The organism is Bifidobacterium favimelis, from assembly GCF_037963085.1.
Taxonomy (GTDB): Bacteria; Actinomycetota; Actinomycetes; order Actinomycetales; family Bifidobacteriaceae; genus Bombiscardovia; species Bombiscardovia favimelis.
The window spans coordinates 591,431-616,078 of the sequence record NZ_JBANDZ010000001.1; the positions used below are offsets into that span (position 1 = coordinate 591,431).

Here is a 24,648-nt window from a genome sequence, read left to right on the forward strand (position 1 = left end):
CGGCTTACCGGCTTACCGGCTTACCGGCTTACCGGCTTACCGGCTTACCGGCTTGTCGCCGGTAAATGAAACATGGTGTGAGAGCGGTTCCGGGGATCCGGTCGTGTCCCCTCCGGAGCCCAATCAGTCCCGGAGTCGCAGGAGGATGGGGAGATGGTCGCGGCGGGCGCCGGTGTCGATGGTGACTGATTCCGTGACCTTTTCCGCCAGACGGTTCGAGGCCAGCCAGTAGTCGATCCTCCAGCCCGAGTTGTTGGCCTTGCTGGTGGGGGCCCGCTGGGCGAACCAGGTGTAGATGCTCTTGCGCCCCTGTGGGCCCTCGTAGAATCCGGCCGCATCCCCGTGGAGGTGGCGGAAGGTGTCCGTGAACCCGGCCTGGAGGAGGAGGGTGAACTTCTCTCGCTCCTGGTCGGTGAAGCCGGCCGAGTGGTGGTTGCTCTGGGGGTTGGCTATGTCTATCTCCTCGTGGGCCACGTTGTAGTCACCGCAGGCCAGGACGGGCTTGCAGGCATCCAACCCCTTGAGGTAATCCCTGTACCTGTCGTCCCACTGGCCGCGCGCTTCCAACCGGTTCAGGCCGTCACCGGAGTTGGGGGTGTAGACGGTGGTGACGTAGCAGTCGGGGAATTCTAGGGTGATCAGGCGGCCCTCCTCGTCCATGGTGTCGGGCGCCCCCAGGTCGGGGTAGGTGACCTTTGGGGCAGGTAGGCTCCTGCGGTAGAGGATCATCGTACCGGCGTATCCACGGTGGGCCGGGGGCTCGGAGACCCGGTTGACCTGCTGGTGGTCCGGGAAGAAGGAGGCGAGGGCCTCGAGGATCTTGGCGTTCTTCTTGTCGTCATCGGAGAGTTTGGTCTCCTGAATGGCGAAGATGTCCGGATCGATGCCGGCTATGGTGCGGATGACCTCCCTGGACTGGGCCCCGCGGGCGCTGCCGCCCAGGAGGGCGGCGTTGAGCGAATCGATGTTCCAACTGACCAATGTGCGGACCATGCCCGACCATCCTTATCGACGACCATCTGTATGCTCCCGCCAGTCTAACCGCGCATTCCGATATGGCAGGCGATATGGGCCTGGCCTATCCACATCTTCGTGTCCTTCCCTGCATTCGACCACATGCCGGCAGGATCGAGCTTTTGCTGTCTGACAGAAGGAAGATGGACCTACCGCCCGGCAGGAAAGGCGGATGGCGGTGGGGCCGTCGACTTCCCCCGCTCACCGGTCTCCCGCAGAAGCCGGATCCTGCCGGGCGGTTTTTCTGAAAGGGCTGTTCCGTTTGATGGATATGCGGAATATGACGAAAGGAGACATCATGGCTGTCAATGAAACACGCGTGACCATGTTCGGATATGCCGGCAAGGACCCCGTTCCGATCGGCCTGTCGGGTAACACCCCGATCTGCAGTTTCCGTCTGGGTTCCACCCCGGCCTATTATGATCCCTCCAAGCAGGCATGGAAGAACAGGCACACCACCTGGGTGACGGTCAAGGCCTTCCGGGCGCTGGCTGAACACGTCCTGCGCTCCGTACATAAAGGTGACCCGGTCCTTGTCACCGGCCAGCTGATCACGGAGACTTGGATCAAGGACGGGGAGGAGCACTCCGCCCTGACACTGCAGGCCGACGGCGTTGGACATGACCTGAACCAGGGGGTTGATGTCTTCAGCAGGATCAGGAGGACCGGCGATAGGTCAGACCTGCATCCGGCCGTCGTCGGCGGGCCGGGACCGGATGCGGAAGGTGACCGGGACGCCCTCAGCCCGTGTCAGGGCGGCCCCCTCCTCCCTGTTGAAGGGGACGCCGGGGCTGCCGCAAGTGGTCAGGTCAGAGATGGCCCGGGAAAGGAGAACGCATCCGCGATGATGGCGGATGCGTTCTGAGGGCTGGGGGAGCGGGTGGATCCGCCCTTCCCCAGCCGATCACCATAAGGGTGCGGCCTGTACTTCCCTGGTCGGAAGTGGACTCCGCCTCACCAGATGTGGACCCTGTCCTCGGGCTCCATCCACATGTCGTCTTCGGGCTTCACGTCAAAGGCCTCGTAGAAGCGGTCGGAATTGCGGACGATCCCATTGGTGCGGAACTCCGCGGGCGAGTGGGGGTCGATCTGGAGGAGCTGTTCGGCAAGCTCATCACGCACCTTTTCCCTCCATATTGAGGCGTAGGAGAGGAAGAACCTCTGCAGGCCCGTGTACCCATCGATGCGGGGGGCCTGATTCAGGGCTCTGCCGATCCCGTCCGGTGTGGGGTCGATATCCTGGCCGGCAGCCTCCTGCATGGCGAAGGCATATGCCTTGAGCGAGATGTCGACTCCGCCCAAATCGCCGATGTTCTCTCCGATGGTCAAAGCTCCGTTGACATGGGGGGCCTTGGACGGGTCATCCGCGTACTTCTCCGACAGCTGTTGGGGCACGAACCGGTTATATTGGCTGATCAGGGCTGTCGTCCTGGCCTCGAAGTTGGTCCGGTCCTGTTCGGTCCACCAATCGGTCAACCGGCCGTCGCCGTCGAACTTGCTTCCCTGGTCGTCAAACCCGTGACCGATTTCATGTCCGATCACGGCGCCTATGCCGCCGTAGTTGACTGCATCGTCCGCTTCTGGGTCGAAGAAGGGGGGTTGGAGTATGGCCGCCGGGAAGACGATCACGTTCAGTGTCGGTTCGTAGTAGGCGTTGACCGTCTGGGGGTTCATCAACCATTCTTCCCTGTCCACGGGGTTGCCGGCCTTGGCCATGGAGAACCGGCTTTCGAACATGTTGGCTTCGCGCATGTTCTCCACCAGACCCTTGTCGCCCGATATGTAGAGGGTGCCGTAGTCGCGCCACTTGTTGGTATAACCGACCATGGGCTTGAACTTCGCCAGCTTGTCAAGGGCCTTCTTCTTGGTGTCCTCGCCCAGCCAGTCGCTGGAGGTGATTGAGGCCCTGTATGCGGCGATCAGGTTGGAGACCAGGGCTTCGACCTTGGCCTTGCTGGACTCGGGGAAGTGACGCTTGACATATTCACGGCCGATTTCTTCCCCGCTGACCCCGTTGACCAGGCTGACGGCCCTCTTCCACCGGTCCCTCATCTTGGTGGTCCCGGTCAGGGTCCTGCCATAGAAGTCGAACCTGGCCTGTTCGAAGTCGGCGGGCAGATAGGTGGACCAGTTGATCAGGAGGTGGACCCGTGCCCACAGCTTCAGGTCGTCAAGGTCGGCGCTCTGCCAGAAGGCATCCAACCCGGTGAAGAAGGAGGGCTCGCCCACGATCACGTGGGCGAAGGCGCGACGGATGTCGATGCGGTTCTCCGTCTGGGCGGGTGAGCGATCGAAGGCCTCCTGCATGGAGTCGAGCCAGGAACCGAAGTCGAAGTGTGACAAGGTGCCGGACAGCTGGTCCAGATCGGTCGGGTTGTAGGTCTTGTCGGCGTCACGGGTGGCCACGTTGTCCCAGTGGAAGGCGGCGATCCTGGTCTCGGTGTCCAAAAGTCGGAGGGCCTGGGCGTCGGCGTCCTCACGGTTGTCCGCATAGCCTGCCAGGTTCAGCAGGCGGGAGACCATGGAAAGGTAAGACTGACGGATCTGCTCATACCGTGGTTCACGGTAGTAGGCCTCATCCGGCAGGCCCAGGCCGCCCTGGCCGATGTGGATGATGTCGTTCTTCGGGTCTCCCTCGTCGCCGTAGATTTCGAACGCGAAGAGGTCGGGGCCTCCGGTGGGTTCCATCGACCCCAGTATCCGGGTCAGTCCTGCCTTGTCGTCGACCGCGTCGATGTCGGAGAGGTCTTGGCGGATGGGATCGAGACCGGCCTTTTCTATGGCTTCGGTATCGAGAAAGCTGCGGTAGATGACAGTGGACTTGCGGGCGGGATTGCCCTCCTCCTCGAGGATGTCCCTGACCTGGCTTTCGGCATTCTCCATCAGCTTGTCGAAGGAGCCGCTCCTCGGACGGTCTTCAGGCAGGGTGTATGTGTCGAGCCAGGGGCCGTTCACAAAACGGAAGAGGTTGTCCTGGGGCCTGATCACAGAGGAAAAGGATGCGATGTCCAAACCGGACTCGGATGATGTATTGGCTGTTTGTTCCATACTTTTCAACAATATGCCAAGCCATACCGGGAGACAAGCCGGACCGTCCGCCCAGTGATTATCCGGCCGGTATAGGCGGCATCCGCGGGGATTCCCCTCTCGCGGTATCGGTCCGTGGTTTTTCATGGTTCCTTGTGGTTCCTTGTCGCTCCTTGCGACCTCCCGGGACCCTCCCCGATCCCGGCCGGTGTGAGGAGACCTGTTCGGTTTCCCCTTCCGCCTTCCGTGCATGATGCCATGCCAGAGCCAATCCCTGCTTAAAATGGTCAGGAAGGTCAGCATCAGACGAAAGGGGAAACATGTCCGATCCAACGCAGGGCCAGGGTGGCGGAGACTACCGGGGCCAGGGAAACGGATACAACGGCGCACAGGGAAACGGCAATTCGAACGGCTACGGCTACGGGTATGGGTATGGCGGCCAGAACGGGGGTCCTGTACCCCCACTGGACCCATTCAGGCTGGTGGTCGAGAACCTGAGTCTGCGCACCCGCAACACCATAAGGATCGTCCTTGCCGTCATGGGGGTCATCGAGGCCATCCTGGGCCTGGCCCTCCTCCTGGTGCCGGGCAAGACCTTGATTCTGCTGACGGTCATCCTGGGCATCTACTTCATCATCTCCGGCGCCGTCCGCCTGGTCAGTTCCATCGTCTCCCAGGGCATGCCCGGCGGCTGGAGGGCCCTGGGTATCCTCTTCGGACTCCTCATCGCCATCGGCGGCATCGTCATCGTCAGGAACACGGCCCTTTCGGCCTCGGCCCTGACCATCCTGGTCACTGTCATCGTCGGCGTCTCCTGGATCATGGAGGGGGTCATGTCCCTGGTGGAATCCTGGGGGCTGCCGCACTCCGGCTGGGCCATCTTCAGCGGGGTCATCTCCATCCTGGCCGGGATCCTTGTCATGTTCAACCCCCTGGGATCCATGCTCTTCCTGGTGATCTTCAGCGGTTGCGCCCTTCTCATCCTCGGAATCGTCGCCATCATCCGTTCCTTCACCTTCGGCAAGGGGCGGTGACGGGGCGATGTGCATAAGGTCCCTCCCGTCCTGCCCGACCGCCTGGCCGGCCACGGGAGGGACCCGTGTCCACGAGAGGCTGTTATCTGGAAGGATCGTCCCCGCGGCGGGAAGGTCTGCCGGTGTGGCCCTGACCATGCATGCGGGGTCGTGCAAGGGCCGAATGAAAGGATGCTGAGACAGTGATCGAGCTGAAAACCAAGCAGGAGATAGAGGAAATGAAACCGGCCGGCCGTTTCGTCGGCAGCATCCTCAAGCAGTTGAAGGCCATGAGCAAGCCCGGGGTCAACCTGTTGGACCTTGACAATTATGTGAAGGAGCGGATCGAATCGCGCAAGGGGGCCACCTCCTGCTATGTCGATTACGCCCCGGACTTCGGCACCGGTCCCTTCGCCCATTACATCTGCCTGTCGGTCAACGACGCCGTCCTGCACGGCGTTCCCTACGATTACGACCTCAAGGAGGGGGACCTGCTCTCCTTGGACCTGGCCATCAATGTGGACGGGTGGGTCGGTGATTCCGCCATCAGCTTCGTCGTCGGCGACCATGCCGACCCCGAAGATCTGCGCCTGATCAAGGCCACAGAGGATGCCCTGGCCGCCGGAATCGCCCAGGCACGGTCCGGCAACCGTCTGGGTGACATCTCTGCCGCCATCGGCCAGGTGGCCCACGAGAACGGCTACAGCGTCAATCTTGAATTCGGCGGCCACGGCGTCGGCAGGATCATGCACGGGGACCCCCATGTGCCCAATGACGGCACCCCCCATCATGGCTACAAGCTCAGGCCCGGCCTGGTCATCGCCATCGAGCCCTGGTTCATGGCCACGACCGACGAAATCTATCAGGATCCCAAGGACGGTTGGACACTGCGCTCGCAGGACGGTTCCCGAGGGGCCCACAGTGAGCACACCATAGCCATCACGGAGGGGGATCCGATCATCCTGACCACACGGGACGAGTGAACCGTGTCGGTTTTCTTGTAGGGGGCTGGTCCAATTCGGGGCCGGCCTCCTTTCATGTGTGCCCTCTGTGGGATGGTCATCGATTCAGGCACAGGCATTGACATCGATGCGGAAGCCGGGATGGATGCACAAGGGCTTGTCGATATACGCCCGCTTCTTCCAATGCCGTCTGCATCCCATTGTCCGGCAACCCGCGCATTCGGTTCCTGTCATGCTCCCTTGCACCCTCTGCGATTCGCCGTATTCGTCGTTTGCGCAGTCCCGTCCCCCGGTGCGGCAGGTCTGAGCGTTCACGGCCGATAGGGATTGGGGTGAGCGTCGGGTAGGATTCATGGTTATGAGCAACTACAGCGATGAATGCGAGCGCAAGGAGCGCAGGCGCCGGATCACGGCGCGGACCGTATGCGTGGTCATCGCCGTGGCCTTCCTGGCTGCCCTGGTCATCCCGGCCGTCTTCAGCGGTCTTTGACCATGCGGGCCGGCCGGTGTCTGCAACCGCCTGACCGGTCCTTGTCCCAGCGGTGAACGGGGCATGGACGTGGGGGGCTTGCAGGCTCCGGCCGAAGGGCTGCGCCCTGCCGAGTGGCAGTGGGCAGGCGGGGAGAGGTTGAGAATGCGGATGTTGTTCCGGCCGATGGTCGTCAGACCTTGGACGGGCCGGGGAAGACCGCGAATGAATGATTGAAGCACGGTGATGATGATGGCGGATTTGGATTTTTCACAGAAGCTGGACCAGGCCAGGTCCAAGTATGAGATGATCGCGAAGGCCCTGGATCCGGAGGGCATGAAGACGAGGATAGCCGACCTGGAACGGGAGGCCAGCGCCCCCGACCTCTGGAACGATCAGGAGAACGCGCAGAAGGTGACCAGCAGGCTGTCGGTACTTCAATCCCAACTGAAGAAGCTGGAGGCGGCTTCCTCCCGCCTGGACGATGTCGAGGCCCTGGAGGATCTGGGGAGGGAAGAGGACGACCATGACACGATGGTCGAGGCCGAACGGGAGGTCGAAGCCCTCAATCAGGACCTGGCCGACATGGAGATCCAGACCCTCCTCGACGGCGAGTACGACGAGCGGGCTGCGGTCGTGACCATACGTTCCGGTGCGGGCGGAGTCGATGCCGCCGACTGGGCGCAGATGCTCATGCGCATGTATATGCGGTGGGCCGAGCGTCACGGATACAAGACCAAGGTGATGGACACCTCTTACGCGGAAGAGGCGGGGATCAAGTCGGCCACCTTCCAGGTGGATGCCGAATATGCCTATGGACGGCTCTCCGTGGAGGGCGGCACCCACCGCCTGGTGCGTATATCCCCCTTCGACAACCAGGGCCGTCGGCAGACCTCCTTCGCGGCCGTCGAAGTCATCCCCCTGGTCGAACCCACCGACCACATAGACATACCCGATTCGGACATCCGCGTGGACACCTACTGCTCCTCGGGCCCCGGCGGGCAGGGTGTGAACACGACCTACTCGGCCGTCCGCGTCACCCACCTGCCGACCAACATCGTGGTGACCATGCAGGACGAACGCAGCCAGATACAGAACCGGGCCGCGGCCATGGCGGTCCTTCAGTCCCGCCTCCTGGTCATGCGCCATGAGGAGGAGGCCAAGAAGAAGAAGGAACTGGCCGGCGACATCAAGGCCAGCTGGGGGGATCAGATGCGTTCCTATGTCCTCCACCCCTATCAGATGGTCAAGGACCTGCGCACAGGGTACGAGACCTCGGATACCCAGGGGGTCTTCGACGGCGATATCGACGCCTTCATCGATGCCGGCATCCGCTGGCGTCACCAGCAACGGCGTGAGGCCCGCGCCGCCGAAGCCGAGGCCGGAGAATGATTCCGGGCCGGCCCGGTCTGTCAGCCGGTGACCTGGCTTAATGCGGGCGCGTCGCCGTCGGCATGACTAGGGTCATACGTGAAGGTCTCCCGAGCAGTTGGGGGCCGGGAAAGGGGAATGATCATGGCTCTGATAACACTCAAGGACGTGACCAAAATCTACCCGAAAGGGTCCCGTCCCGCCCTGGATGGGATCAACCTGAACATCGAACGCGGTGATTTCGTCTTCCTGGTCGGTGCCTCAGGATCGGGCAAGACCACCCTCCTGCGTCTCCTCCTGCGTGAAGAGGAGGCCACTGAAGGGGAGATCCGCGTGGCCGGCAATGACCTGCGTCGTCTGCGTAACAGGCAGATTCCCGGCTATCGACGGTCGATCGGCTTCGTGTTCCAGGATTACAAGCTCTTGACCAACAAAACGGTCTGGCAGAACGTCGCCTTCACCCTTGAAGTCATAGGGGCCAGGCATTCGACCATCAAGACCCTGGTGCCCCAGGTCCTCAAGACCGTGGGGCTGACGGGCAAGGAGAACAATTACCCCCATGAGCTCTCCGGCGGCGAGGCCCAACGTGTGGCCCTGGCCCGGGCCTATGTGAACCATCCCCAGATCCTCCTGGCGGACGAGCCGACGGGCAACCTGGATCCGACCACCTCCCTGGGGATCATGGAGGTGCTTGACGCGATCAGCCATACCGGGACCACCATCGTCATGGCCACCCACAACGAGGAGATAGTCAATTCCATGCGCAAGCGGGTGGTGGAGCTTCACACCGGCAAGATCGTGCGTGACGAGGCCCATGGCTCCTACGATTCCTCCAGGTACTTCCCGGATGCCGACGTGGCCGCCAAGTCGCACCGGGCCATCAGCAACCCCGCCGACGGCGATGCCCTGGACCATGCGGCGCAGGCGGGTGTGGACACCGGCATCCCTGCCGTCGACCAGTCCAGGTTCCGGCCGCAGGCGGATGCCGCCTCCCCCGCTTCAGCGGAAAAGGACAAAGCAGAGACAGTTGCGCCCGGCGGCGGATCCAACCAGGTCATCCAGGCCGTCGAGGCCGTCTCCCAGGCGGTCAGTGATTCGCAGTACGGGGATGACGGCATAGCCCGTCTGGCCAGTTCGGTCCACTCCGGAAGGACCGGGCGGTATGGGGAGGTCTTCACGCCGGTGGAGACGACGTTGACATGGGGCAAGGGGATCAAGGCCTTGTCGCAGGAGGAGACGGATCGGAATACGACGGCGGAGGCCTCCGACGGGGAGGACCAGGCCGGGACGGTGCCCACCAAGGGAGAGCCCGCCAAGGAGGAGATTGGCGGAGGGGGGCCGACCCGGACCGGGGAGCAGGCAGAAAAAGCCGACGGCAATCCGCAGCCCGGCGGGCCCGTCTCCTCCCATGACGGGGCTGCTGCGGGCGGGCAGGCCGCAGGGCGACCCCTTCCGCAGACAAGCGTGCCCGGCGGACATACGTCAGGCGGGTCCGCGACCGGGCAGTTCGCTTCCCCAAGGTCTTCGGCTGGTCACCCGCAGGTCGGACAACCTGCATCACAGGGTTCTGCATCACAGGGGTCCGCAAGATTCAAATCGGCCCCGGTGGCCCCGGGGCCGGTTCCTCCGCCTCCGGAACCACCGGCCCCTCCTCGGTCCGGCCGGAAGGGGCGGACCGGGAATGACACCGACAGAGGGGGGAACGGGCGATGAGGTTCAGATTCATACTTTCCAGCACCTGGGACAACCTCAGGCGGAACGGGTCCATGATTCTGTCGGTCATGCTGGTCACCTTCATCTCCTTCCTCTTCATCGGCGTCTCCGGCCTGATGCAGATGCAGATCGTCAAGGCCAAGGGTGATTGGTACAGCCAGGTGGAGGTCGTCGTCTGGCTCTGTCCGGACGGGACCAGCCAGGCGGCCAACTGCTCATCTGGCAAGGCCCCCACCAAGGATGAGATAGTCAAGCTTGAGTCGACCATCCAGGAGGAGCTGCACGACTCGGTGGCCAACATCAGCTATGAGAGCAGGGATGACTTCTACAAGAACACCTTCCTCAAGCAGTACCCGGACGGGGTTTACAACGGTCGCACCCTGACCGCGGCCGACATGCAGGACTCCCTCCGGCTCAAGCTCAAAGACCCGACCAAGTACCAGGTGGTCTCGGAAGTCCTGGGCGGACGCGAAGGGGTGGAGGAGGTGTCCGACCAGCGCCAGATATTCGACCCTGTCTTCGCCATACTGAACCGGGCCACCGCAGTCACCATCGTCCTGGCCGCCGTCATGGTCCTCGTGGCCATCCTCCTGACGGGGACCACCATCAGGATGAGTGCGGCCTCCCGCAAGAACGAGACCGAAATCATGCGTCTGGTCGGCGCGTCGAATTGGACGATCAGACTCCCCTTCATACTGGAGGGGATGGTGGCCTCCTTCCTGGGATCGCTCCTGGCCGTAGGTGCCCTGAGCGCCATGGTCAAACTCTTCATCACCGACTGGCTGGCCAAGTCCGTGCAGTGGATGCCCTATGTCAACCAGTTCTCCGTCCTCCTTCTTGCACCGGCCCTGATCGTCGGAGCCATGCTCCTGTCGGCCTGCGCCTCCTCCATATCCCTCAGCCGTTATCTCAAGGCGTGAGGGTCCGGCAGATGACGCCGGGGGAGTGGAGACGGCGGGAGGATTGCCCCCGGGCCCTGCGCACGATTACAATGGAAAAAATGAGACGAAAGTTGGCGATCATGAAGCATAGGCAGTTGGCGAGCACCCTACTCGGCGCCATGCTGGCCGTGATGACCCTCACATCCATCTCACTGGTCGGTGCCGTCGGCGTGCCGAGGGCCGAAGCCGTACCCTCGATGAGCGATGTACGGCGGAAAATGCAGAACAACGAGAGGCTCAAGCAACAGCTGGCTGGGGTCAACAGCGACCTGGCCGACCAGATACTGGCCCTGAACGACCTGAACGACAATCAGATCCCCGCGGCCCAGAAATCCTATCAGGAAGCGCAGCAGAGCGCTGAGCAGGCCAGCAGTGTTGCCCAGTCCACGGCGGACCGGCTCGAGGCCGCCCGGAAGGACAAGGCCGAGCTGGAGGAAAAAATCAAACAGTCCGGTGAGGACTATGACGACGCCAAAGCCGGTGTGGCTGAGATGGCACGTAAGGGCTTCCACGGGTCAGATGCCTCAATGGTCATGGAGGTGGTGACCAAGTCCACCAGCACCAAGGATTTCGTGGACAAGATGCAGGCCGATGCCGCGGTCAGCCGCAGCGAGGCCAACGCCGCGAACGACGCGGCGGGTGACCTGAATTCATCCATGAACCGCAAGGAGCGACTGGCCGCCATAGAGGACCAGATCGACAGGCTCAAGACCCAGGCGGACCAGGATGCCGCCACGGCGCTCTCCGCCGCCAAGCAGGCCCAGGGGAAGCAGAAGAACCTGGAAGACCTGCGCGACAAGGGCACGGCCCAGCGCGCGAAACTCGAAAGGCAGAAGAACTCCCTGACCTCTCAGACAGCCAGGGAGGCCGCCGAGATCATCATCATGGAATCCCAGATCGATGCCCTCGCCCAGGAGCAGAAGGTCCAGCAGGCCGCCCACGCCAACCCCGTGACCGGCGACCGTCAGCAGATAGGGACCCCGACCCCGCCGCCGACCTCGGGCGGGGGCAACGGGGGGTCGGGCCCTGTTCCTCCTCCGAACGGCGGAAACGGGGTCTCCGGCATGAACTATGGGGTTCCCGGCAACTGCCCGGAAGGGTCGGGATACTGCTATGGGCACCCCACCGGCAATTCGGTCGGCGGATCGGCTTACCCCGCCAGGCAGTGCACACTCTGGGCCTACATACGACGTTCGCAGCTGAGCCTGCCTGTCGGTTCCTATATGGGCAATGGGGCTGACTGGGCAGGTACGGCGCGCAGCCTCGGCTATCTGGTCAACAACACCCCACATGTGGGGGCCGTCATGGTCTTCGCCCGCGGGCAGCGGGTCGGCTCTTGGAACGCCAGTCCCGCATACGGGCATGTCGCCGTAGTGGAAAGGGTCAACTCGGACGGGTCCGTCCTGATCTCCGAGGGGGGGACGGGCTTCGCCACCTTCCCGGCCTGGGAAACGGTCTACAACGCAGGGGCCTATCAGTATGTGCATTACTGACAGGTGAGCTGCAGGAGGACGTGACCCAACCTCTGTGGTCCCTCCTGTGCTATCCTCGATGGGCACGGCAGGAACCGGACCGGGGCAGGGGATTGCTGCAAGGGAACTTGTATCTGTGAATCAGGAGGATGTGACGTGGCCAAGGAAGTGGGGACCCAGTTGGTGGCCCAGAACCGCAGGGCCCGCCATGATTATGAAATCGAGGACAGGTATGAGGCCGGCATCGCCCTGACCGGCACCGAGGTCAAGTCCCTGCGGGAGGGCAGGGCCTCCCTGGTGGAGGCCTTCGTCAGCATCGACCGCAACCATGAGGTCTGGTTGGAGAACGCCAACATACCGGAGTACCTGAACGGTACCTGGAACAACCATGCCCCCAAACGCAAGCGCAAGCTCCTCCTTCATGCCCGCCAGATCGACAGGTTGGAACGGCAGATACAGGCCAAGGGCTACACCATCGTCCCCCTGAGCATCTATTTCAAGGACGGCAGGGTCAAGGTGGAGATCGCCCTGGCCAGGGGGAAGCGGGAGTACGACAAGCGGCAGTCCCTCCGCGAGGAGCAGGACAAGCGCGAGGCGCTGAGGGCCATGCGTTACAAGAACATGCACCGCTGAACCGCCCGTCTGCATGCCGGCGTCAAGGTCGATGTCGGCGGATTTCAATCGGCCCGTCAGCCAAAGAAAAGAATCAAGACACGCCGATGTGCATGAATATCCAGATGTGTCCAGAAGAGACATTTGACAACCCGGAGTAAGAGTTTCTCGTCATTTATACCAGCATTGCAGGAAGGAAACCCCCCGCCTGTTGTGCATAAACATGCAAAAGGGTGCATAATGGTGTATACGGATTTGCCGGTGGTTTTAAGCCGGCCCCGGGACGTAGCGACCACTTGCGGAAGAGGAGCGGGATATGACGAAGATGGGGAAGATCAAGACCCTGGCGGCTGCGGCCCTGAGCCTGGCACTCATGGCCACGGCAGGGGGCTGCGGGACGAGCGATGAGCCGCAGTCGGCCGGCAAGGGGGGACAGGCGGCAAGTTCACACCCCGCCCCCTTCAATGTGGACGGAATCAAGAAGGACGACGCCATCGCGGCCAAGGTCCCTTCGTCCGTTTCGTCCGACGGCAAGCTGAGCGTGGGGATGGAGACCACCTATGCGCCCGGCGAGTTCATGGATGAGGACGGCAAGACCCCGATCGGGTTCGATGTGGACCTCTCCCGCGCCATCGCCAAGGTGATGGGGCTTGAGGCCGAACCGGTAAGCGCCGCCTTCGACGCCATCATCCCCGCCATCGGGTCCAAGTACGACATCGGCCTTTCCAGCTTCACCATCACCAAGGACCGCGAGAAGAGCGTGGACTTCGTCACCACCTTCAAGGCCGGCACGGCCTATGCCGTCAAAAAGGGCAACGCCGGCAAGTTCAAGACCGACGACCTGTGCGGGACCAAGATAGGCGCACAGACGGGGACCATCGAGGAGCAGGAGGCCGACAAGATGGCTGCGGCCTGCAAGGCCAAGGGGGGCAAGGCCCTGGAGGTCCAGTCCTACAAGCTGCAGTCCGATGCCGCGACCGCCGTCATCACAGGGAAGATCGACATCTTCTACGCGGACTCCCAGGTGACCGGCTATGCCATCAAGCAGAGCGAGGGCAAGTTGGAACAGCTGGGCGAGGTCACCGACATGGTCCTGCAGGGGGCGGCCCTGAAGAAGGGGGATACGGCGATGACCGAGGCCACGCGCCAGGCCCTGCAGAAGCTGATCGACGATGGCACCTACATGAAGATCATGAAGCACTGGGGTGTCGAAAGCGGGGCCGTCGACAAGGCGGAGATCAACCCGGAAGTGGAGGACTGAGCCGGCATGGGGACGCGCAGCAGGGGGATGGAAACGGAGATCCCGGGGAGGATCAAGGCCCGGCCGGTCAGGAAGCCCGGTTCCCTGGTCGCGGGGGTCATCGTGGCCATCCTGGCCGCCATGCTGGTCCATGGTATGGTGACCAACCCGAATTACGACTGGCCGACCGTATGGAAATACCTCTTCAACGAGCATGTGCTGGACGGAATCAAGTGGACCCTCCTCCTGACCGTCTATTCCATGGTCCTGGCGACCATCCTGGCGGTCATCCTGGCTGTCATGCGCAAATCCGGCAACCCGGTCCTGCGGGGGGTTAGCTGGTTCTTCATCTGGTTCTTCCGGGGAACCCCCGTTTACACCCAGCTGGTCTTCTGGGGCCTGCTGGCCGTCCTCATACCGAAGGTGGCCATCGGAATCCCCTTCGGACCTGAGTTCTGGTCTTTCGACACCAAATCCATCCTCAACGCCACGGTGGCCACCGTGCTGGGCCTGGCCCTCAATGAGGCGGCCTACCTGTCCGAGATAGTCAGGGCCGGCATCGAGGCCGTCGACCCCGGGCAGGCCGAGGCGGCCAAGGCCTTGGGGATGAGGCCCTCCCTGGTCATGCGGCGGATCATCCTCCCCCAGGCAATGAGGATCATCGTCCCCCCGACCGGCAATGAGGCCATCGGCATGCTCAAAACCACATCCCTGGCCCTGGCGGTCCCCTTCACCATGGAGCTCCAGTTCGCCACCAACGCCATCGCCAACAGAATCTACAAGACGATCCCCCTCCTGATCGTGGCCTGCATCTGGTATCTGGTCATCACCTCCATTCTCATGGTGATACAGGCCCAGCTGGAGAGGCACTTCGGCAAGGGGTTCGACTCCCGCCGACCGGTTGCATCCGGAAGCGGGCAGGATGGGCAGGAGGCCGATGTCCCACCTGTCGATGATGAGGCCGACAGGCTGAACCGGGTCAAGATGGCCGGTCTGAACGCATGAGGATGGCCGGGTCCCGTGAAGGCCTGGCGGCCGGTCTCAGGGACGCAGGGACACACGAAGGAGTAATTGGCATGGACGAAGCACAGGGACAGGGCCTTTCAGCCGCCGGTCAGGCCGGTGGGGAGGACGGGCCGGCCATCATCATCAGGCAGGTCCACAAGGTCTTCGGTGACCTGCATGTCCTCAAGGGGGTCGACCTGGAGGTCATGCCCGGCACTGTGACGGCCATTCTGGGACCTTCCGGGTCGGGCAAGTCCACACTCCTGCGCCTGATCAACCAGCTGGAGACCAGGACGGCCGGTGAGATCTACGTGGATGGGGAGCTGACCGGCTACAAGTACGTGCAGACCAGGCGGGGACGGGTCCTGCAGACCCTGGATGAGAAGGCCATAGCCCGCCAGCGGTCAAAGATCGGCATGGTCTTCCAGCGGTTCAATCTCTTCCCCCACATGACGGCCCTCGAGAATGTCATGGAGGCTCCGGTCCACGTGGCCGCAGTGCCAAAGGCCCAGGCCCGTGAGGAGGCCCTGGCCCAGCTGGACAGGGTGGGTCTGGCCGACAGGGTGGACTACTACCCCTCCCAGCTGTCGGGCGGCCAACAGCAAAGGGTGGCCATCGCCCGGGCCCTGGCCATGCACCCTGACATCATGCTCTTCGATGAACCCACCAGCGCCTTGGACCCGGAGCTGGTCGGCGAGGTCCTGGGTGTCATGCGGCAGGTGGCAGGTGAGGGAATGACCATGGTCGTGGTCACCCACGAGATGGGATTTGCACGTGAGGTGGCCGAACAGGTGGTCTTCATGGACGGTGGCGTCGTGGTGGAGCAGGGGGGACCGGAAATCATCGACAACCCCGCCACCGGCCGCTTCAAGGGATTCCTGGCCACGGTCCTGTAGGGGAGGACCGGTTCTGATTGCGTGACGGGCCTGATAGAGATGGGTTTGATTGCGACGGGCCTGATCGAGAGCGAACAAGCCGGGACCTGTCAGTCCCCTGGCAGGGACGGGCAGGGCGGAGGGGCCTGTCGTATGTAGACATTCGGGCAAGAAGGGCCACAGGCTCCGGGAAGCGGCCGCGGGCCGCATAAACTGGAAAACCATGTGTGGAATCGTAGGATATGCAGGATCGCTCTCTGCCGTCTGCCACAGGCCCCTGGAGGTCTGCCTGCAGGGGTTGGGAAGGTTGGAATACCGCGGGTACGACTCTGCCGGTGTGGCCTTGGTGGCACCCGGAATGGAGCAGGTGGCAGTGCGCAAGAAGGCCGGCCGCCTGGACAACCTGATGGCGGAGATAGACGCCAGGCCCATGCCCGAGGCCACGGCCGGAATAGGCCATACCCGCTGGGCGACCAACGGGGAGCCCAGTGATGTCAATGCCCACCCTCACAGGAGCGGGGACGGGCGGATCGCCCTGATCCACAACGGCATCATCGAGAACGCATCCCGCCTCAAGTTCGACCTGGAGGCGGAGGGCTACGTCTTCGACTCCTCCACGGATTCCGAAGTGGCGGCCAAGCTCCTCGGGAAGATAGCCGACCAGGTGATCCGGGAGAACGGCGCCCCCGACCTCTTCCTGGCCGTGCGGCGCCTGGCCCTCATGTTGGAGGGTGCCTTCACGATACTGGCAGTGGACTGCCGACAGCCAGGCATCGTGGTGGGTGCCCGTCACGATTCCCCCCTGGTCGTTGGGCTCGGGGATGGCGAGAACTTCCTCGGGTCGGACGTGGCCGCCTTCGTGGCGCATACCAAGAGGGCCATGGAGCTGGGGCAGGACCAGGTGGTCTGCATCAGTGCCGGAGGGGTCGAGGTCACGGACTTCCACGGCAACCAGGTGCAGGCCAGGAACACCTTCACCGTTGACTGGGACGCTTCCCAGGCGGAGAAGGGAGGGTGGGACTCCTTCATGGACAAGGAGATCCACGAGGATCCCGCAGCCGTGGCCGACACCCTCCGGGGGCGTTACGACGTGAACGGCGACCTGGACCTGGACGAGGTCCACATCAGCCCCGATGTGTTCAGGCAGATAGACAAGATCATCGTGATCGCCTGCGGGACCGCCTCTTACGCCGGCCTGGTGGCCAAGTACGCCATCGAACACTGGGTGCGCATACCGGTGGAGGTGGAGCTTGCCCACGAGTTCCGCTACCGGGACCCCATTCTCACGCCAAGGACCCTGGTGGTGGCCATCTCTCAATCCGGGGAGACCATGGACACCCTCATGGCCCTCCGTCATGCCCGAGAGCAGGGGTCACGGGTCCTGGCCATCTGCAACACCAGGGGGTCCTCCATCCCCCGCGAGTCGGATGCCGTCCTATACACCCATGCCGGTCCGGAAATCGCCGTCGCTTCCACCAAGGCCTTCGTGGCCCAGATCGTGGCCACCTACCTGCTGGGACTCTACCTGGCCCAGGTGAAAGGGACCATGTACCGCGACGAGATCCACCAGATGGTCGACAGCCTCAAGGCCATGCCGCCCAAGATCCAGCAGGTCCTGGACACCCAGTCCGAGACGGTCAGGAGGACGGCGGCCAGGATGCTTGAGGCCAGGTCCTTCCTCTTCCTGGGCAGGCATGTGGGCTACCCCGTGGCCCTGGAGGGTGCGCTCAAGCTCAAGGAAATCGCCTACACCTTCACCGAGGGTTTCGCCGCCGGAGAGCTCAAGCACGGGCCGATCGCCCTGGTGGAGCCCGGGGAGCCGGTCGTGATCATCGTTCCCAGCTCCCGCGGCCGCGACATCCTGCACAACAAGGTGATTTCGGCAATCGAGGAGGTCAAGGCCAGGGGGGCTTACACCATAGCCGTGGCCGAGGAGGGCGATCCGGATGTGGGCAGGTATGCCGACGTCGTCTTCTGGCGTCCCCAGTGCCCCACCCTGCTCAGTCCCCTTGTGGATGTGGTCCCCCTCCAGCTCTTCGCCCTGGACATGGCCGAGCTCAAGGGGCTTGACGTGGACAAGCCGCGCAACCTGGCCAAGTCCGTCACCGTTGAATAGGACGGGCTCAGTGGGCGGGCGGCCGGGTGAGGCAGCCGGGCCCTTCCCCGTCCCGTCCGGCGGCCTGTCAGGTGGCACAGGTCCGGCCGGCCGGCACCGGTGGGTCCTCGACGAGCCGGAAATCCCCTTCGACCTGCCGGTGATATACGAGGACGAGCGGCTGATCGTCGTGGACAAGCCCCACTTCCTCGCCACCACACCCAGGGGGATGTGGTACCGGAGCACGGTCCTCATCCGGGTGAGGCAGGCCTTCGGGGATCCGGGCATCGTTCCCGCCCATCGGCTGGACCGGGCCACGGCCGGCATCCTGGTCCTGGTCCGTGACCCGTCGGCCAGAAGGGCCTACCAGACCCTCTTCCAGGAACGCCGCGTGCACAAGGTCTATGAGTGCCTGGCACCGGCCCGCCCCCTGGTCCGCCCGCGTACTGGGACCGTGACCGGCCTGGACCGGCCCGCCCCCTTCCCCCTGGTCAGGCGGTCCCGGATAGTCAAACGGAGGGGGGTGCTCCAGGCCTATGAGGAGACGGGCGAGGTCAATGCCGAGACCTTGATCTGCCTGCCGGGGGAGGACGGCCGGGTCAATCCAGGACCTGGCCTGCGTCGATATGTCCTCATCCCCCGCAACGGCAAGACCCATCAGTTGCGGGTCCACATGAACTCCCTGGGACTGCCCATCCTGGGCGACGACCTCTACCCGCAGGTGAAGGACCGTCCATACGACGACTTCAGCAGCCCCCTTCAGCTGGTGGCCAGGCTGCTGGAATTCACGGACCCCTATACCGGCGACAGGATGCGGTTCCTATCCCGGACACCCCTGGAAGGGGGCTGAGGGCAGCCGAGCCGATCCGGACCGGTTGGGAGGAAAGGTCGGCGACCCGCCTTCGGTCGGCTCGACGGACGATAATGGGTCTGGTGACCGGGTCGGACAGGAAACAAGGAGGTTCTCAGCTCATGAGCAAGTCAAAACGCAGACCCTACCGTTGGCCGCGCCCACTCAAGGGGGACAGGCCGGGGATCTGGTATGGATGCGACTACAACCCCGATCAGTGGCCCGAGGAGGTCTGGGATGAGGATGTCCGCCTGATGGGGCAGGCCGGGGTCAACGTGGTCACCCTGGGCGTCTTTTCCTGGTCGGCCATCGAGCCCCGCGAGGGCGAATACGACTTCGGCTGGCTGGATCGGATCATCGACAAGTTGGGCCGTGCCGGGATAGGTGTGGACCTGGCCTCCGCCAGCGCCTCCCCGCCCATGTGGCTGACCCAGGCCCACCCCGAGGTCCTCTGGAAGGACGAGCGGGGTGATGTCGTCTGGCCGGGCGCCCGCCAGCACTGGAGGCCCACCTCGCCCGTCTTCCGCAGGTACGCCCTCGACCTCTGCCGGGCCCTGGCCGGACATTACAAGGACAACCCCTACATCGTGGCCTGGCATGCGGGCAACGAGTACGGCTGCCACAACCGTTTCGACTATTCCGACGACGCCATGCGTTCCTTCCAGCAGTGGTGCAGGAAGAAGTACGGGACCATAGAAGCCGTCAACAGCGCCTGGGGGACCTCCTTCTGGTCCCAGCGGCTGAACGACTTCAGCCAGATCATCCCTCCCCGCTACATCGGCAGGGGGAACTTCCAGAACCCGGGCCGCCTGCTCGACTTCAAGCGCTTCAGTTCGGACGCCCTCAAGGCCTTCTACCAGGCGGAACGGGACGTCCTTTCCGAAATCACCCCGGACATCCCTGTGACCACCAACTTCATGGTCAGCGCCGGAGGGTCCAACCTGGATTATGACGACTGGGGGGAATCGGTGGACTTCGTCTCCAACGACCACTACTTCGAGCCCGGTCGCCGTCACCTGGACGAGCTGGCCTTCTCCTCCTCCCTGGTGGATGGCATATCCCGCCGGAGGCCCTGGTGGCTCATGGAGCATTCCACCTCGGCCGTCAACTGGAGGCCGGTCAACTTCCGCAAGGAGCCCGGTCAGCTGGTCAGGGATGCCCTGGCCCATCTGGCATTGGGCGCCGATGCCATCTGCTACTTCCAGTGGAGGCAGTCCCAGGCCGGGGCCGAGAAGTTCCATTCCGCCATGGTCCCCCATGCCGGGCAGGACACACAGATATTCAGGGACGTGTGCGAACTGGGCGCCGACCTGAAGGGTCTTTCCTCGCAGGGGCTGGCCGGGACCACCCTGGCCAGGTCACAGGTGGCGATAGTCTTCGACTATGAGAGCCAGTGGGCCACAGAACCCACGGCCACCCCCACCTGCAGGCTCAGCCATGCTGATGAAGCCATGCCCTGGTTCCAGGCCTTCCTGGACCGCGGAATAACCCCTGACCTGGTCCCCGTCCGTTCTGACTGGGATTCCTACCCCCTCGTGGTCCTGCCCTCCGTCTACCTCCTGGATGAGAAGGACTCCCGCAGGCTTCGGGACTACGTAAAGGGCGGCGGTCATCTGATCGTGACCTACGCCACCGGAATCAGCGACAGGAATGACCGGGTCTGGCTGGGGGGTTACCCAGGGTCGATAAGGGACGTGGTCGGCATAGGGGTGGAGGAGTTCTCCCCCATGGCCGAGGGCGACGGGACCCTGGACCATCTGGACCTGGACAACGGGGCCCTGGCCCACGACTGGGCGGATGTCATCACATCCCTGGACGAGGGGACCGAGGTCCTCGTTTCGTACAAGGCTCAGCCCTGGACGGGCATGGACGGGTCGCCGGCGGTGACCGTCCACGGCCTGGGCGGCGGCCGAGCGGCCTATGTGGGCTGTCGGCTGGGCCGTGACGGCATCGGACTGACCCTGCCGACGATCCTGGAAGGCCTGGGCGTGGAAGGCCTGGGCGCCGGAGGCCGGAACACCGCCGGGGCAGCCGAAGGGGACGGCTCGGTCGGAACTGCGGGGGAGTCCGGGAAGCCCGGTGACATCATGCGGGTGGAGCGGGTGACGGATGACGGGTCCCGCCGCTTCGTCTTCCTCTTCAACCGGACCCACCATGCGGTGGGCGCACAGCTGGAAGGTGACTGCCTGGCGGCTTCTCTGGCCAGGGTCGAAGAAGGAGGCCGCGGAATCGTGGAACCGAACGGGGTCCTGGTCCTGAGGGTCTGAGCCGTCCTCAGGCGGTCCGAAGACCGCCTGGACGGTCCTCCCGGTTGCGCTCGCGGATCAGGGCCATCCCCTTGAACATGAGGTCGGGGTCGTAGATGTCGATCCGGTCCGTTTCGTCCGAGAAGATGGACCCCAGGCCGCCGGTCGCCACGACCTTGAAGTCCCCGCCGATTTCCTTGCGGAACTGGTCCACGATCCGTTCCAGGCCGCCCAGGAAGTTGTAGTAGAGGCCGGCCTGCATGGCCGTTCTGGTCCCGGTGGCCAGGATGGTGCCCGGCTTGGTGATCTCAACCTGGGGGAGCTGGGCGGTCTTGCCCGCTAGAACGGCCGCCCCGGACCTGATTCCCACGGTGATCAGGCCTGAACGGATGCCGGCCTGCCCATCCACGTAATTGAAGGTGGTGGCGGTGCCGAAGTCGGCCACCAGGACCGGCCCTCCGTACACGAAGTATGCCCCCACGCAGTCACACAGGCAGTCGGCCCCCAAGGATCTGGGGTCGTCCAGGCGTATGTTCATGCCGGTCTTGATGCCGGGGCCTACGACCATGGGCTCGATGTCAAGGAAGCGGACCAGGCTGGCCCGGAAGGAGTGCATGACCTCGGGGACGACGGAGGCCACGACCACGTCCTCGACATCCTGCCTGCCATAACCGCTCAGGGAGAGGAGCTGGGTGATCAGGATGCCGTATTCATCGGCCGTCCTGTCCTGTTGGGTGGTCAGGCGGTAGGTCCCGGTGATATGGCCCCCCTCCAGGAAACCGATGGCGATGTTCGTGTTGCCGATATCGACGGCCATCAGCATGGCTGCCTCCCTTGCAGGAAAACGGGTTCATCCGCGTACGATTATGTCCGGTCCAATCCTAGCCCTGCGACGGGTCCGCCCCACACTGCCCGGCCTGGGCGGGGAGGCGGGGGAGGACAAAGGCCTGGTCTATGCTGGGAGACGGTGACCGACCCCAGTCGGCGGTCAACCGTTGAGTTCCTGCCCGGCAGGCATCTACAGAGGAATGACCAAATGAAGCGTAGGAATGACGGCGTGCATGTGTTTCACAGCGCGACCGGGGCGGATCCGGACAAGGCCCCGCATGGTGCAGGGGGCCGAGGCCAGGAGGGGACCTGGCCGATGGGTCCTGTGACGGCCCACGGCGCGGGCGACGTCCTGCCGGGTCCCGGCACGGACGAAGAGCTCAACGGGCGATACAGGCCCATGAGGTCCGGGGGAGGGGCCGGTCCCTGGAAGGTCCTCTCCCTGCTTCTGGCCCTGGCCCTCGTGGCGTCCTTGGCCACAGGCCACTGGTCCCGTCAGGGGGGAGGGGGCGACGGTCCGCTGGCCGACACGATCGGCATAGGGCTGAAACTGCCCCCGGCCAATCTGGACATCCGCAATCAGTCGGGCACGGCCCTGGATCAGCTCCTCATCGGCAACGTCTACCAGGGGCTGGTGGCCCGTGACCAGGCCAACCGCGTCATCCCCTCCCTGGCCACCTCCTGGGACCTGTCGGAGGAGGGGCGGGTGTATGTCTTCCACCTGGAGAGGGGGGTCAGATTCTCCAATGGGCATCCCCTGGAGGCCGACGACGTGGTCTGGTCCCTGAAGGACCTCATGGACAACCACTACCAGGGCAGCGACATGCTCAAGGGGTACCGGTCCGTCCAGGCCGTGGACCCACATACGGTCAGGCTCACCCTCGACAGGCCCTACCGCAACCTCCTCTGGGAGCTTTCCGGAAGAGCCGGTCTGGTCTTCGACCGCCAGGCCCACTATGACAGGAAGACCCAGGCGGTCGGCTCCGGCCCCTACCTGGTAGAGGGTTTCCGCCCCAACGACTCGGTCGTGCTCAAGGCGGACCCCCACTATTGGGGGAGGGAAAAGGCGCGGACGGCCACAATCCATATCAAGTACTTCGCAGACGACAACGCCGCCGTCAACGCCTTGCGCGGAGGGGACGTGCAGGTGCTGGCCCCCATCACCGAGAACCTTGCCGGGCCCTTCCGCTCGGACCCCGACTTCACCGTCAGGGCCGGGGAGGACACGGACAAGTACGTCCTGGCCTTCAACGGGAAGGGGAAGGCCACGTCCGACAGGCGGGTCAGGCAGGCTATCCGCCATGCCATCGACCACGATCAGCTCATAGCCTCCCGAGGTGGTTCCGACCGGGCCCTGGGCGGACCCATCCCGCCCCTGGACCCCGGCTACGAGGACCTGACCGGCCTCTACCCCCATGATCCCGCCAGGGCCCGGCGGCTCCTGGAGGAGGCCGGGTACGGGAGCGGGCATCCCCTCCGGCTCCGGCTGACCTATGCCAACACGTATGGGAGCGAGCTGGGGGACCAACTGCGTTCCCAGCTCAGGCAGGTGGGCATCCAGCTCGATGTGAGGGTGGTCGAATTCCCGGTCTGGCTCCAGGATGTCCACGCCAACAAACAGTATGACATTTCTTTGGTGGACCACGGCGAGAGCCACGATTTCTATCAGTGGGCCGACCCCGACTACTACTACAACTACGACAACGCAGAGGTCAGAAGCCTGTATGACCAGGCCATGCAGGCCCTGGATGATGGCCGTTCGGACCGCCTCCTGGCCAAGGCGGCCCGGAAGGTGAGCGAGGATGCCGCCGCCGACTGGCTCTTCAACTACCGGGTGACCACGGCCTGGAGGCGGGGGTTGGAAGGATTCCCCGTCAATTTGAACCAGAGCCTCCTGCCCCTGTGGTCCCTGACCTACCGGAGGGGTTGAGAGGCATGTTCAGGTTCCTCGTCAAGCGTCTGGCGCTTTTCGCCATCGCCCTGGCCGTCGTTTCCGTCGTCATCTTCGCGGCTCTGCGCATCCTGCCGGGGGACGTGGCCTCAGTCATGGCCGGTGTGAATGCGCCCCCCGGCCGTGTTCAGGAGCTGCGCTCACAACTCGGTCTGGACAGGAGCTACCCCCGGCAGTATCTGGACTGGGTGGGTGGCGTCGTGAAAGGGGACCTGGGCACATCCATCCTGACGGGCCGGTCCATCACCGATCTGGTCGGGCTCAGGGCCCAGGTCACCCTTCCCCTCATCCTGTGCGGCCTGGCCGTGGCCCTGGCCATCGGTCTTCCTCTGGGGTGCGCAGCCGCCCTGGCCGTCAGACCGGCCCTTCGCTCCCTGGCCCACATGGCGGCCATCGTCGCAGGGGCGGTCCCCGCCCTCTGGTCGGGCCTTCTTCTGATCCTCCTCTTTTCCAAAGGGCAGGGGCTGATAGGAATCCTCCCCTCCCAGGGGTTCCCCGTGGACGGGTGGGGCAGGCCGGGCCCCGCATTCGCCAGCCTGGTCCTGCCCGCCCTGTCCGTGGGGATCATCGTGGCGGCGGGAATCACGCGGTACACACGCTCCCTGCTGGATGATGTCCTTTCGTCGGGCAGGGTGGACCTGTCGATGGCCTCCGGAATGACCAGGACAAGGGCCGCCCTGACCACGGGCCTGCGGACCGTCAGTCCCCAGCTGGTCTCCGTGGTCGGCCTGACCCTGGCGGAGATGGTCACCGGGGTCATGGTCAGCGAGAACCTCTTTGGCCTGCCCGGCCTTGGGACCATGCTTGTGACCGATGTGGGCGACAGGGACCTGGTGGCCGTGCAGAGTGAACTCCTCCTCCTGGCGGCCTTCTTCCTCACCATCGGACTGATTGTGGATACCGTCCACAGACTCATCGACCCCCGCTTGCGGGACAGGTCGAGAGGAGAGGTGGCCTGATGATA

The 24,648-nt window shown here is 64.0% G+C and carries 20 protein-coding genes; 17 read left to right on the plus strand and 3 right to left on the minus strand.

Annotated features, from left to right (window positions below; translation table 11 throughout):
• Positions 1-123 precede the first annotated feature (123 nt).
• Positions 124-993 (minus strand): exodeoxyribonuclease III, encoded by an 870-nt coding sequence (locus tag V6584_RS02370; RefSeq protein ID WP_340468826.1) that lies wholly within the window; start codon positions 991-993, stop codon positions 124-126.
• Between the two features lie 319 nt (positions 994-1,312).
• On the opposite strand from V6584_RS02370, the gene V6584_RS02375 reads away from it, so the two are divergent.
• Complete coding sequence (locus V6584_RS02375) at positions 1,313-1,879, plus strand: single-stranded DNA-binding protein (RefSeq protein ID WP_340468827.1); 567 nt, start codon at positions 1,313-1,315, stop codon at positions 1,877-1,879.
• Between the two features lie 89 nt (positions 1,880-1,968).
• Here the strand turns inward: V6584_RS02375 and V6584_RS02380 are convergent, their stop codons facing one another.
• Positions 1,969-4,062, minus strand: a complete 2,094-nt coding sequence (locus tag V6584_RS02380) for a M13 family metallopeptidase (RefSeq protein WP_340468828.1) — start codon at positions 4,060-4,062, stop codon at positions 1,969-1,971.
• Between the two features lie 299 nt (positions 4,063-4,361).
• On the opposite strand from V6584_RS02380, the gene V6584_RS02385 reads away from it, so the two are divergent.
• The 14 genes from V6584_RS02385 to V6584_RS02450 all read left to right on the plus strand — a co-directional run bounded on the left by V6584_RS02385 (position 4,362) and on the right by V6584_RS02450 (position 20,926).
• Positions 4,362-5,075, plus strand: coding sequence for an HdeD family acid-resistance protein (locus V6584_RS02385; RefSeq protein WP_340468829.1), 714 nt, complete (start codon positions 4,362-4,364; stop codon positions 5,073-5,075).
• A gap of 182 nt (positions 5,076-5,257) precedes the next feature.
• Complete coding sequence (map, locus tag V6584_RS02390; protein WP_340468830.1) at positions 5,258-6,037, plus strand: type I methionyl aminopeptidase; 780 nt, start codon at positions 5,258-5,260, stop codon at positions 6,035-6,037.
• A gap of 337 nt (positions 6,038-6,374) precedes the next feature.
• Positions 6,375-6,506 (plus strand): hypothetical protein, encoded by a 132-nt coding sequence (locus V6584_RS02395; protein WP_340468831.1) that lies wholly within the window; start codon positions 6,375-6,377, stop codon positions 6,504-6,506.
• A gap of 231 nt (positions 6,507-6,737) precedes the next feature.
• On the plus strand, positions 6,738-7,877 hold the full coding sequence (prfB, locus tag V6584_RS02400) for a peptide chain release factor 2 (RefSeq protein ID WP_340469702.1): 1,140 nt from the start codon (positions 6,738-6,740) through the stop codon (positions 7,875-7,877).
• Positions 7,878-8,000: 123 nt separating this feature from the next.
• Complete coding sequence (gene ftsE / locus V6584_RS02405) at positions 8,001-9,569, plus strand: cell division ATP-binding protein FtsE (RefSeq protein ID WP_340468832.1); 1,569 nt, start codon at positions 8,001-8,003, stop codon at positions 9,567-9,569.
• Positions 9,566-10,489, plus strand: coding sequence for a permease-like cell division protein FtsX (ftsX, locus tag V6584_RS02410; RefSeq protein WP_340468833.1), 924 nt, complete (start codon positions 9,566-9,568; stop codon positions 10,487-10,489). Before ftsE ends, ftsX begins: the two co-directional genes overlap by 4 nt.
• Before the next feature lie 80 nt (positions 10,490-10,569).
• A complete protein-coding gene (locus V6584_RS02415; protein ID WP_422678583.1) occupies positions 10,570-12,003 on the plus strand; it encodes a CHAP domain-containing protein in 1,434 nt (477 codons plus the stop codon).
• Between the two features lie 135 nt (positions 12,004-12,138).
• A complete protein-coding gene (gene smpB / locus V6584_RS02420) occupies positions 12,139-12,615 on the plus strand; it encodes an SsrA-binding protein SmpB (RefSeq protein WP_340468834.1) in 477 nt (158 codons plus the stop codon).
• Between the two features lie 304 nt (positions 12,616-12,919).
• On the plus strand, positions 12,920-13,855 hold the full coding sequence (locus V6584_RS02425) for an ABC transporter substrate-binding protein (RefSeq protein ID WP_340469704.1): 936 nt from the start codon (positions 12,920-12,922) through the stop codon (positions 13,853-13,855).
• A 6-nt stretch (positions 13,856-13,861) separates the two neighbouring features.
• A complete protein-coding gene (locus tag V6584_RS02430) occupies positions 13,862-14,839 on the plus strand; it encodes an amino acid ABC transporter permease (RefSeq protein ID WP_340468835.1) in 978 nt (325 codons plus the stop codon).
• A 71-nt stretch (positions 14,840-14,910) separates the two neighbouring features.
• Positions 14,911-15,735 (plus strand): amino acid ABC transporter ATP-binding protein, encoded by an 825-nt coding sequence (locus V6584_RS02435; RefSeq protein WP_340468836.1) that lies wholly within the window; start codon positions 14,911-14,913, stop codon positions 15,733-15,735.
• Between the two features lie 202 nt (positions 15,736-15,937).
• Positions 15,938-17,830, plus strand: coding sequence for a glutamine--fructose-6-phosphate transaminase (isomerizing) (gene glmS / locus V6584_RS02440; protein ID WP_340468837.1), 1,893 nt, complete (start codon positions 15,938-15,940; stop codon positions 17,828-17,830).
• A 64-nt stretch (positions 17,831-17,894) separates the two neighbouring features.
• Positions 17,895-18,659 (plus strand): pseudouridine synthase, encoded by a 765-nt coding sequence (locus V6584_RS02445; RefSeq protein ID WP_340469706.1) that lies wholly within the window; start codon positions 17,895-17,897, stop codon positions 18,657-18,659.
• A 122-nt stretch (positions 18,660-18,781) separates the two neighbouring features.
• Entirely contained in the window at positions 18,782-20,926 is a 2,145-nt protein-coding gene (locus tag V6584_RS02450) for a beta-galactosidase (RefSeq protein ID WP_340468838.1), read from the plus strand.
• 7 nt (positions 20,927-20,933) lie between these two features.
• Here the strand turns inward: V6584_RS02450 and V6584_RS02455 are convergent, their stop codons facing one another.
• Complete coding sequence (locus V6584_RS02455; protein WP_340468839.1) at positions 20,934-21,728, minus strand: type III pantothenate kinase; 795 nt, start codon at positions 21,726-21,728, stop codon at positions 20,934-20,936.
• A 321-nt stretch (positions 21,729-22,049) separates the two neighbouring features.
• On the opposite strand from V6584_RS02455, the gene V6584_RS02460 reads away from it, so the two are divergent.
• Positions 22,050-23,663 carry an ABC transporter substrate-binding protein gene (locus V6584_RS02460; protein WP_340468840.1) on the plus strand — a complete coding sequence of 538 codons (1,614 nt, stop codon included), beginning with the start codon at positions 22,050-22,052 and terminating at the stop codon, positions 23,661-23,663.
• A 5-nt stretch (positions 23,664-23,668) separates the two neighbouring features.
• On the plus strand, positions 23,669-24,643 hold the full coding sequence (locus tag V6584_RS02465) for an ABC transporter permease (protein ID WP_340468841.1): 975 nt from the start codon (positions 23,669-23,671) through the stop codon (positions 24,641-24,643).
• Positions 24,644-24,648 lie beyond the last annotated feature (5 nt).

Coding starts and splice junctions, on each gene's coding strand:
- V6584_RS02370 (WP_340468826.1), bottom strand. CDS start 993: ATGGTCCGCACATTGGTCAGTTGGAACATCGATTCGCTCAACGCCGCC.
- V6584_RS02375 (WP_340468827.1), top strand. CDS start 1,313: ATGGCTGTCAATGAAACACGCGTGACCATGTTCGGATATGCCGGCAAG.
- V6584_RS02380 (WP_340468828.1), bottom strand. CDS start 4,062: ATGGAACAAACAGCCAATACATCATCCGAGTCCGGTTTGGACATCGCA.
- V6584_RS02385 (WP_340468829.1), top strand. CDS start 4,362: ATGTCCGATCCAACGCAGGGCCAGGGTGGCGGAGACTACCGGGGCCAG.
- V6584_RS02395 (WP_340468831.1), top strand. CDS start 6,375: ATGAGCAACTACAGCGATGAATGCGAGCGCAAGGAGCGCAGGCGCCGG.
- prfB (WP_340469702.1), top strand. CDS start 6,738: ATGGCGGATTTGGATTTTTCACAGAAGCTGGACCAGGCCAGGTCCAAG.
- ftsE (WP_340468832.1), top strand. CDS start 8,001: ATGGCTCTGATAACACTCAAGGACGTGACCAAAATCTACCCGAAAGGG.
- ftsX (WP_340468833.1), top strand. CDS start 9,566: ATGAGGTTCAGATTCATACTTTCCAGCACCTGGGACAACCTCAGGCGG.
- V6584_RS02415 (WP_422678583.1), top strand. CDS start 10,570: ATGAGACGAAAGTTGGCGATCATGAAGCATAGGCAGTTGGCGAGCACC.
- V6584_RS02425 (WP_340469704.1), top strand. CDS start 12,920: ATGGGGAAGATCAAGACCCTGGCGGCTGCGGCCCTGAGCCTGGCACTC.
- V6584_RS02430 (WP_340468835.1), top strand. CDS start 13,862: ATGGGGACGCGCAGCAGGGGGATGGAAACGGAGATCCCGGGGAGGATC.
- V6584_RS02435 (WP_340468836.1), top strand. CDS start 14,911: ATGGACGAAGCACAGGGACAGGGCCTTTCAGCCGCCGGTCAGGCCGGT.
- glmS (WP_340468837.1), top strand. CDS start 15,938: ATGTGTGGAATCGTAGGATATGCAGGATCGCTCTCTGCCGTCTGCCAC.
- V6584_RS02450 (WP_340468838.1), top strand. CDS start 18,782: ATGAGCAAGTCAAAACGCAGACCCTACCGTTGGCCGCGCCCACTCAAG.
- V6584_RS02455 (WP_340468839.1), bottom strand. CDS start 21,728: ATGCTGATGGCCGTCGATATCGGCAACACGAACATCGCCATCGGTTTC.
- V6584_RS02460 (WP_340468840.1), top strand. CDS start 22,050: ATGGGTCCTGTGACGGCCCACGGCGCGGGCGACGTCCTGCCGGGTCCC.
- V6584_RS02465 (WP_340468841.1), top strand. CDS start 23,669: ATGTTCAGGTTCCTCGTCAAGCGTCTGGCGCTTTTCGCCATCGCCCTG.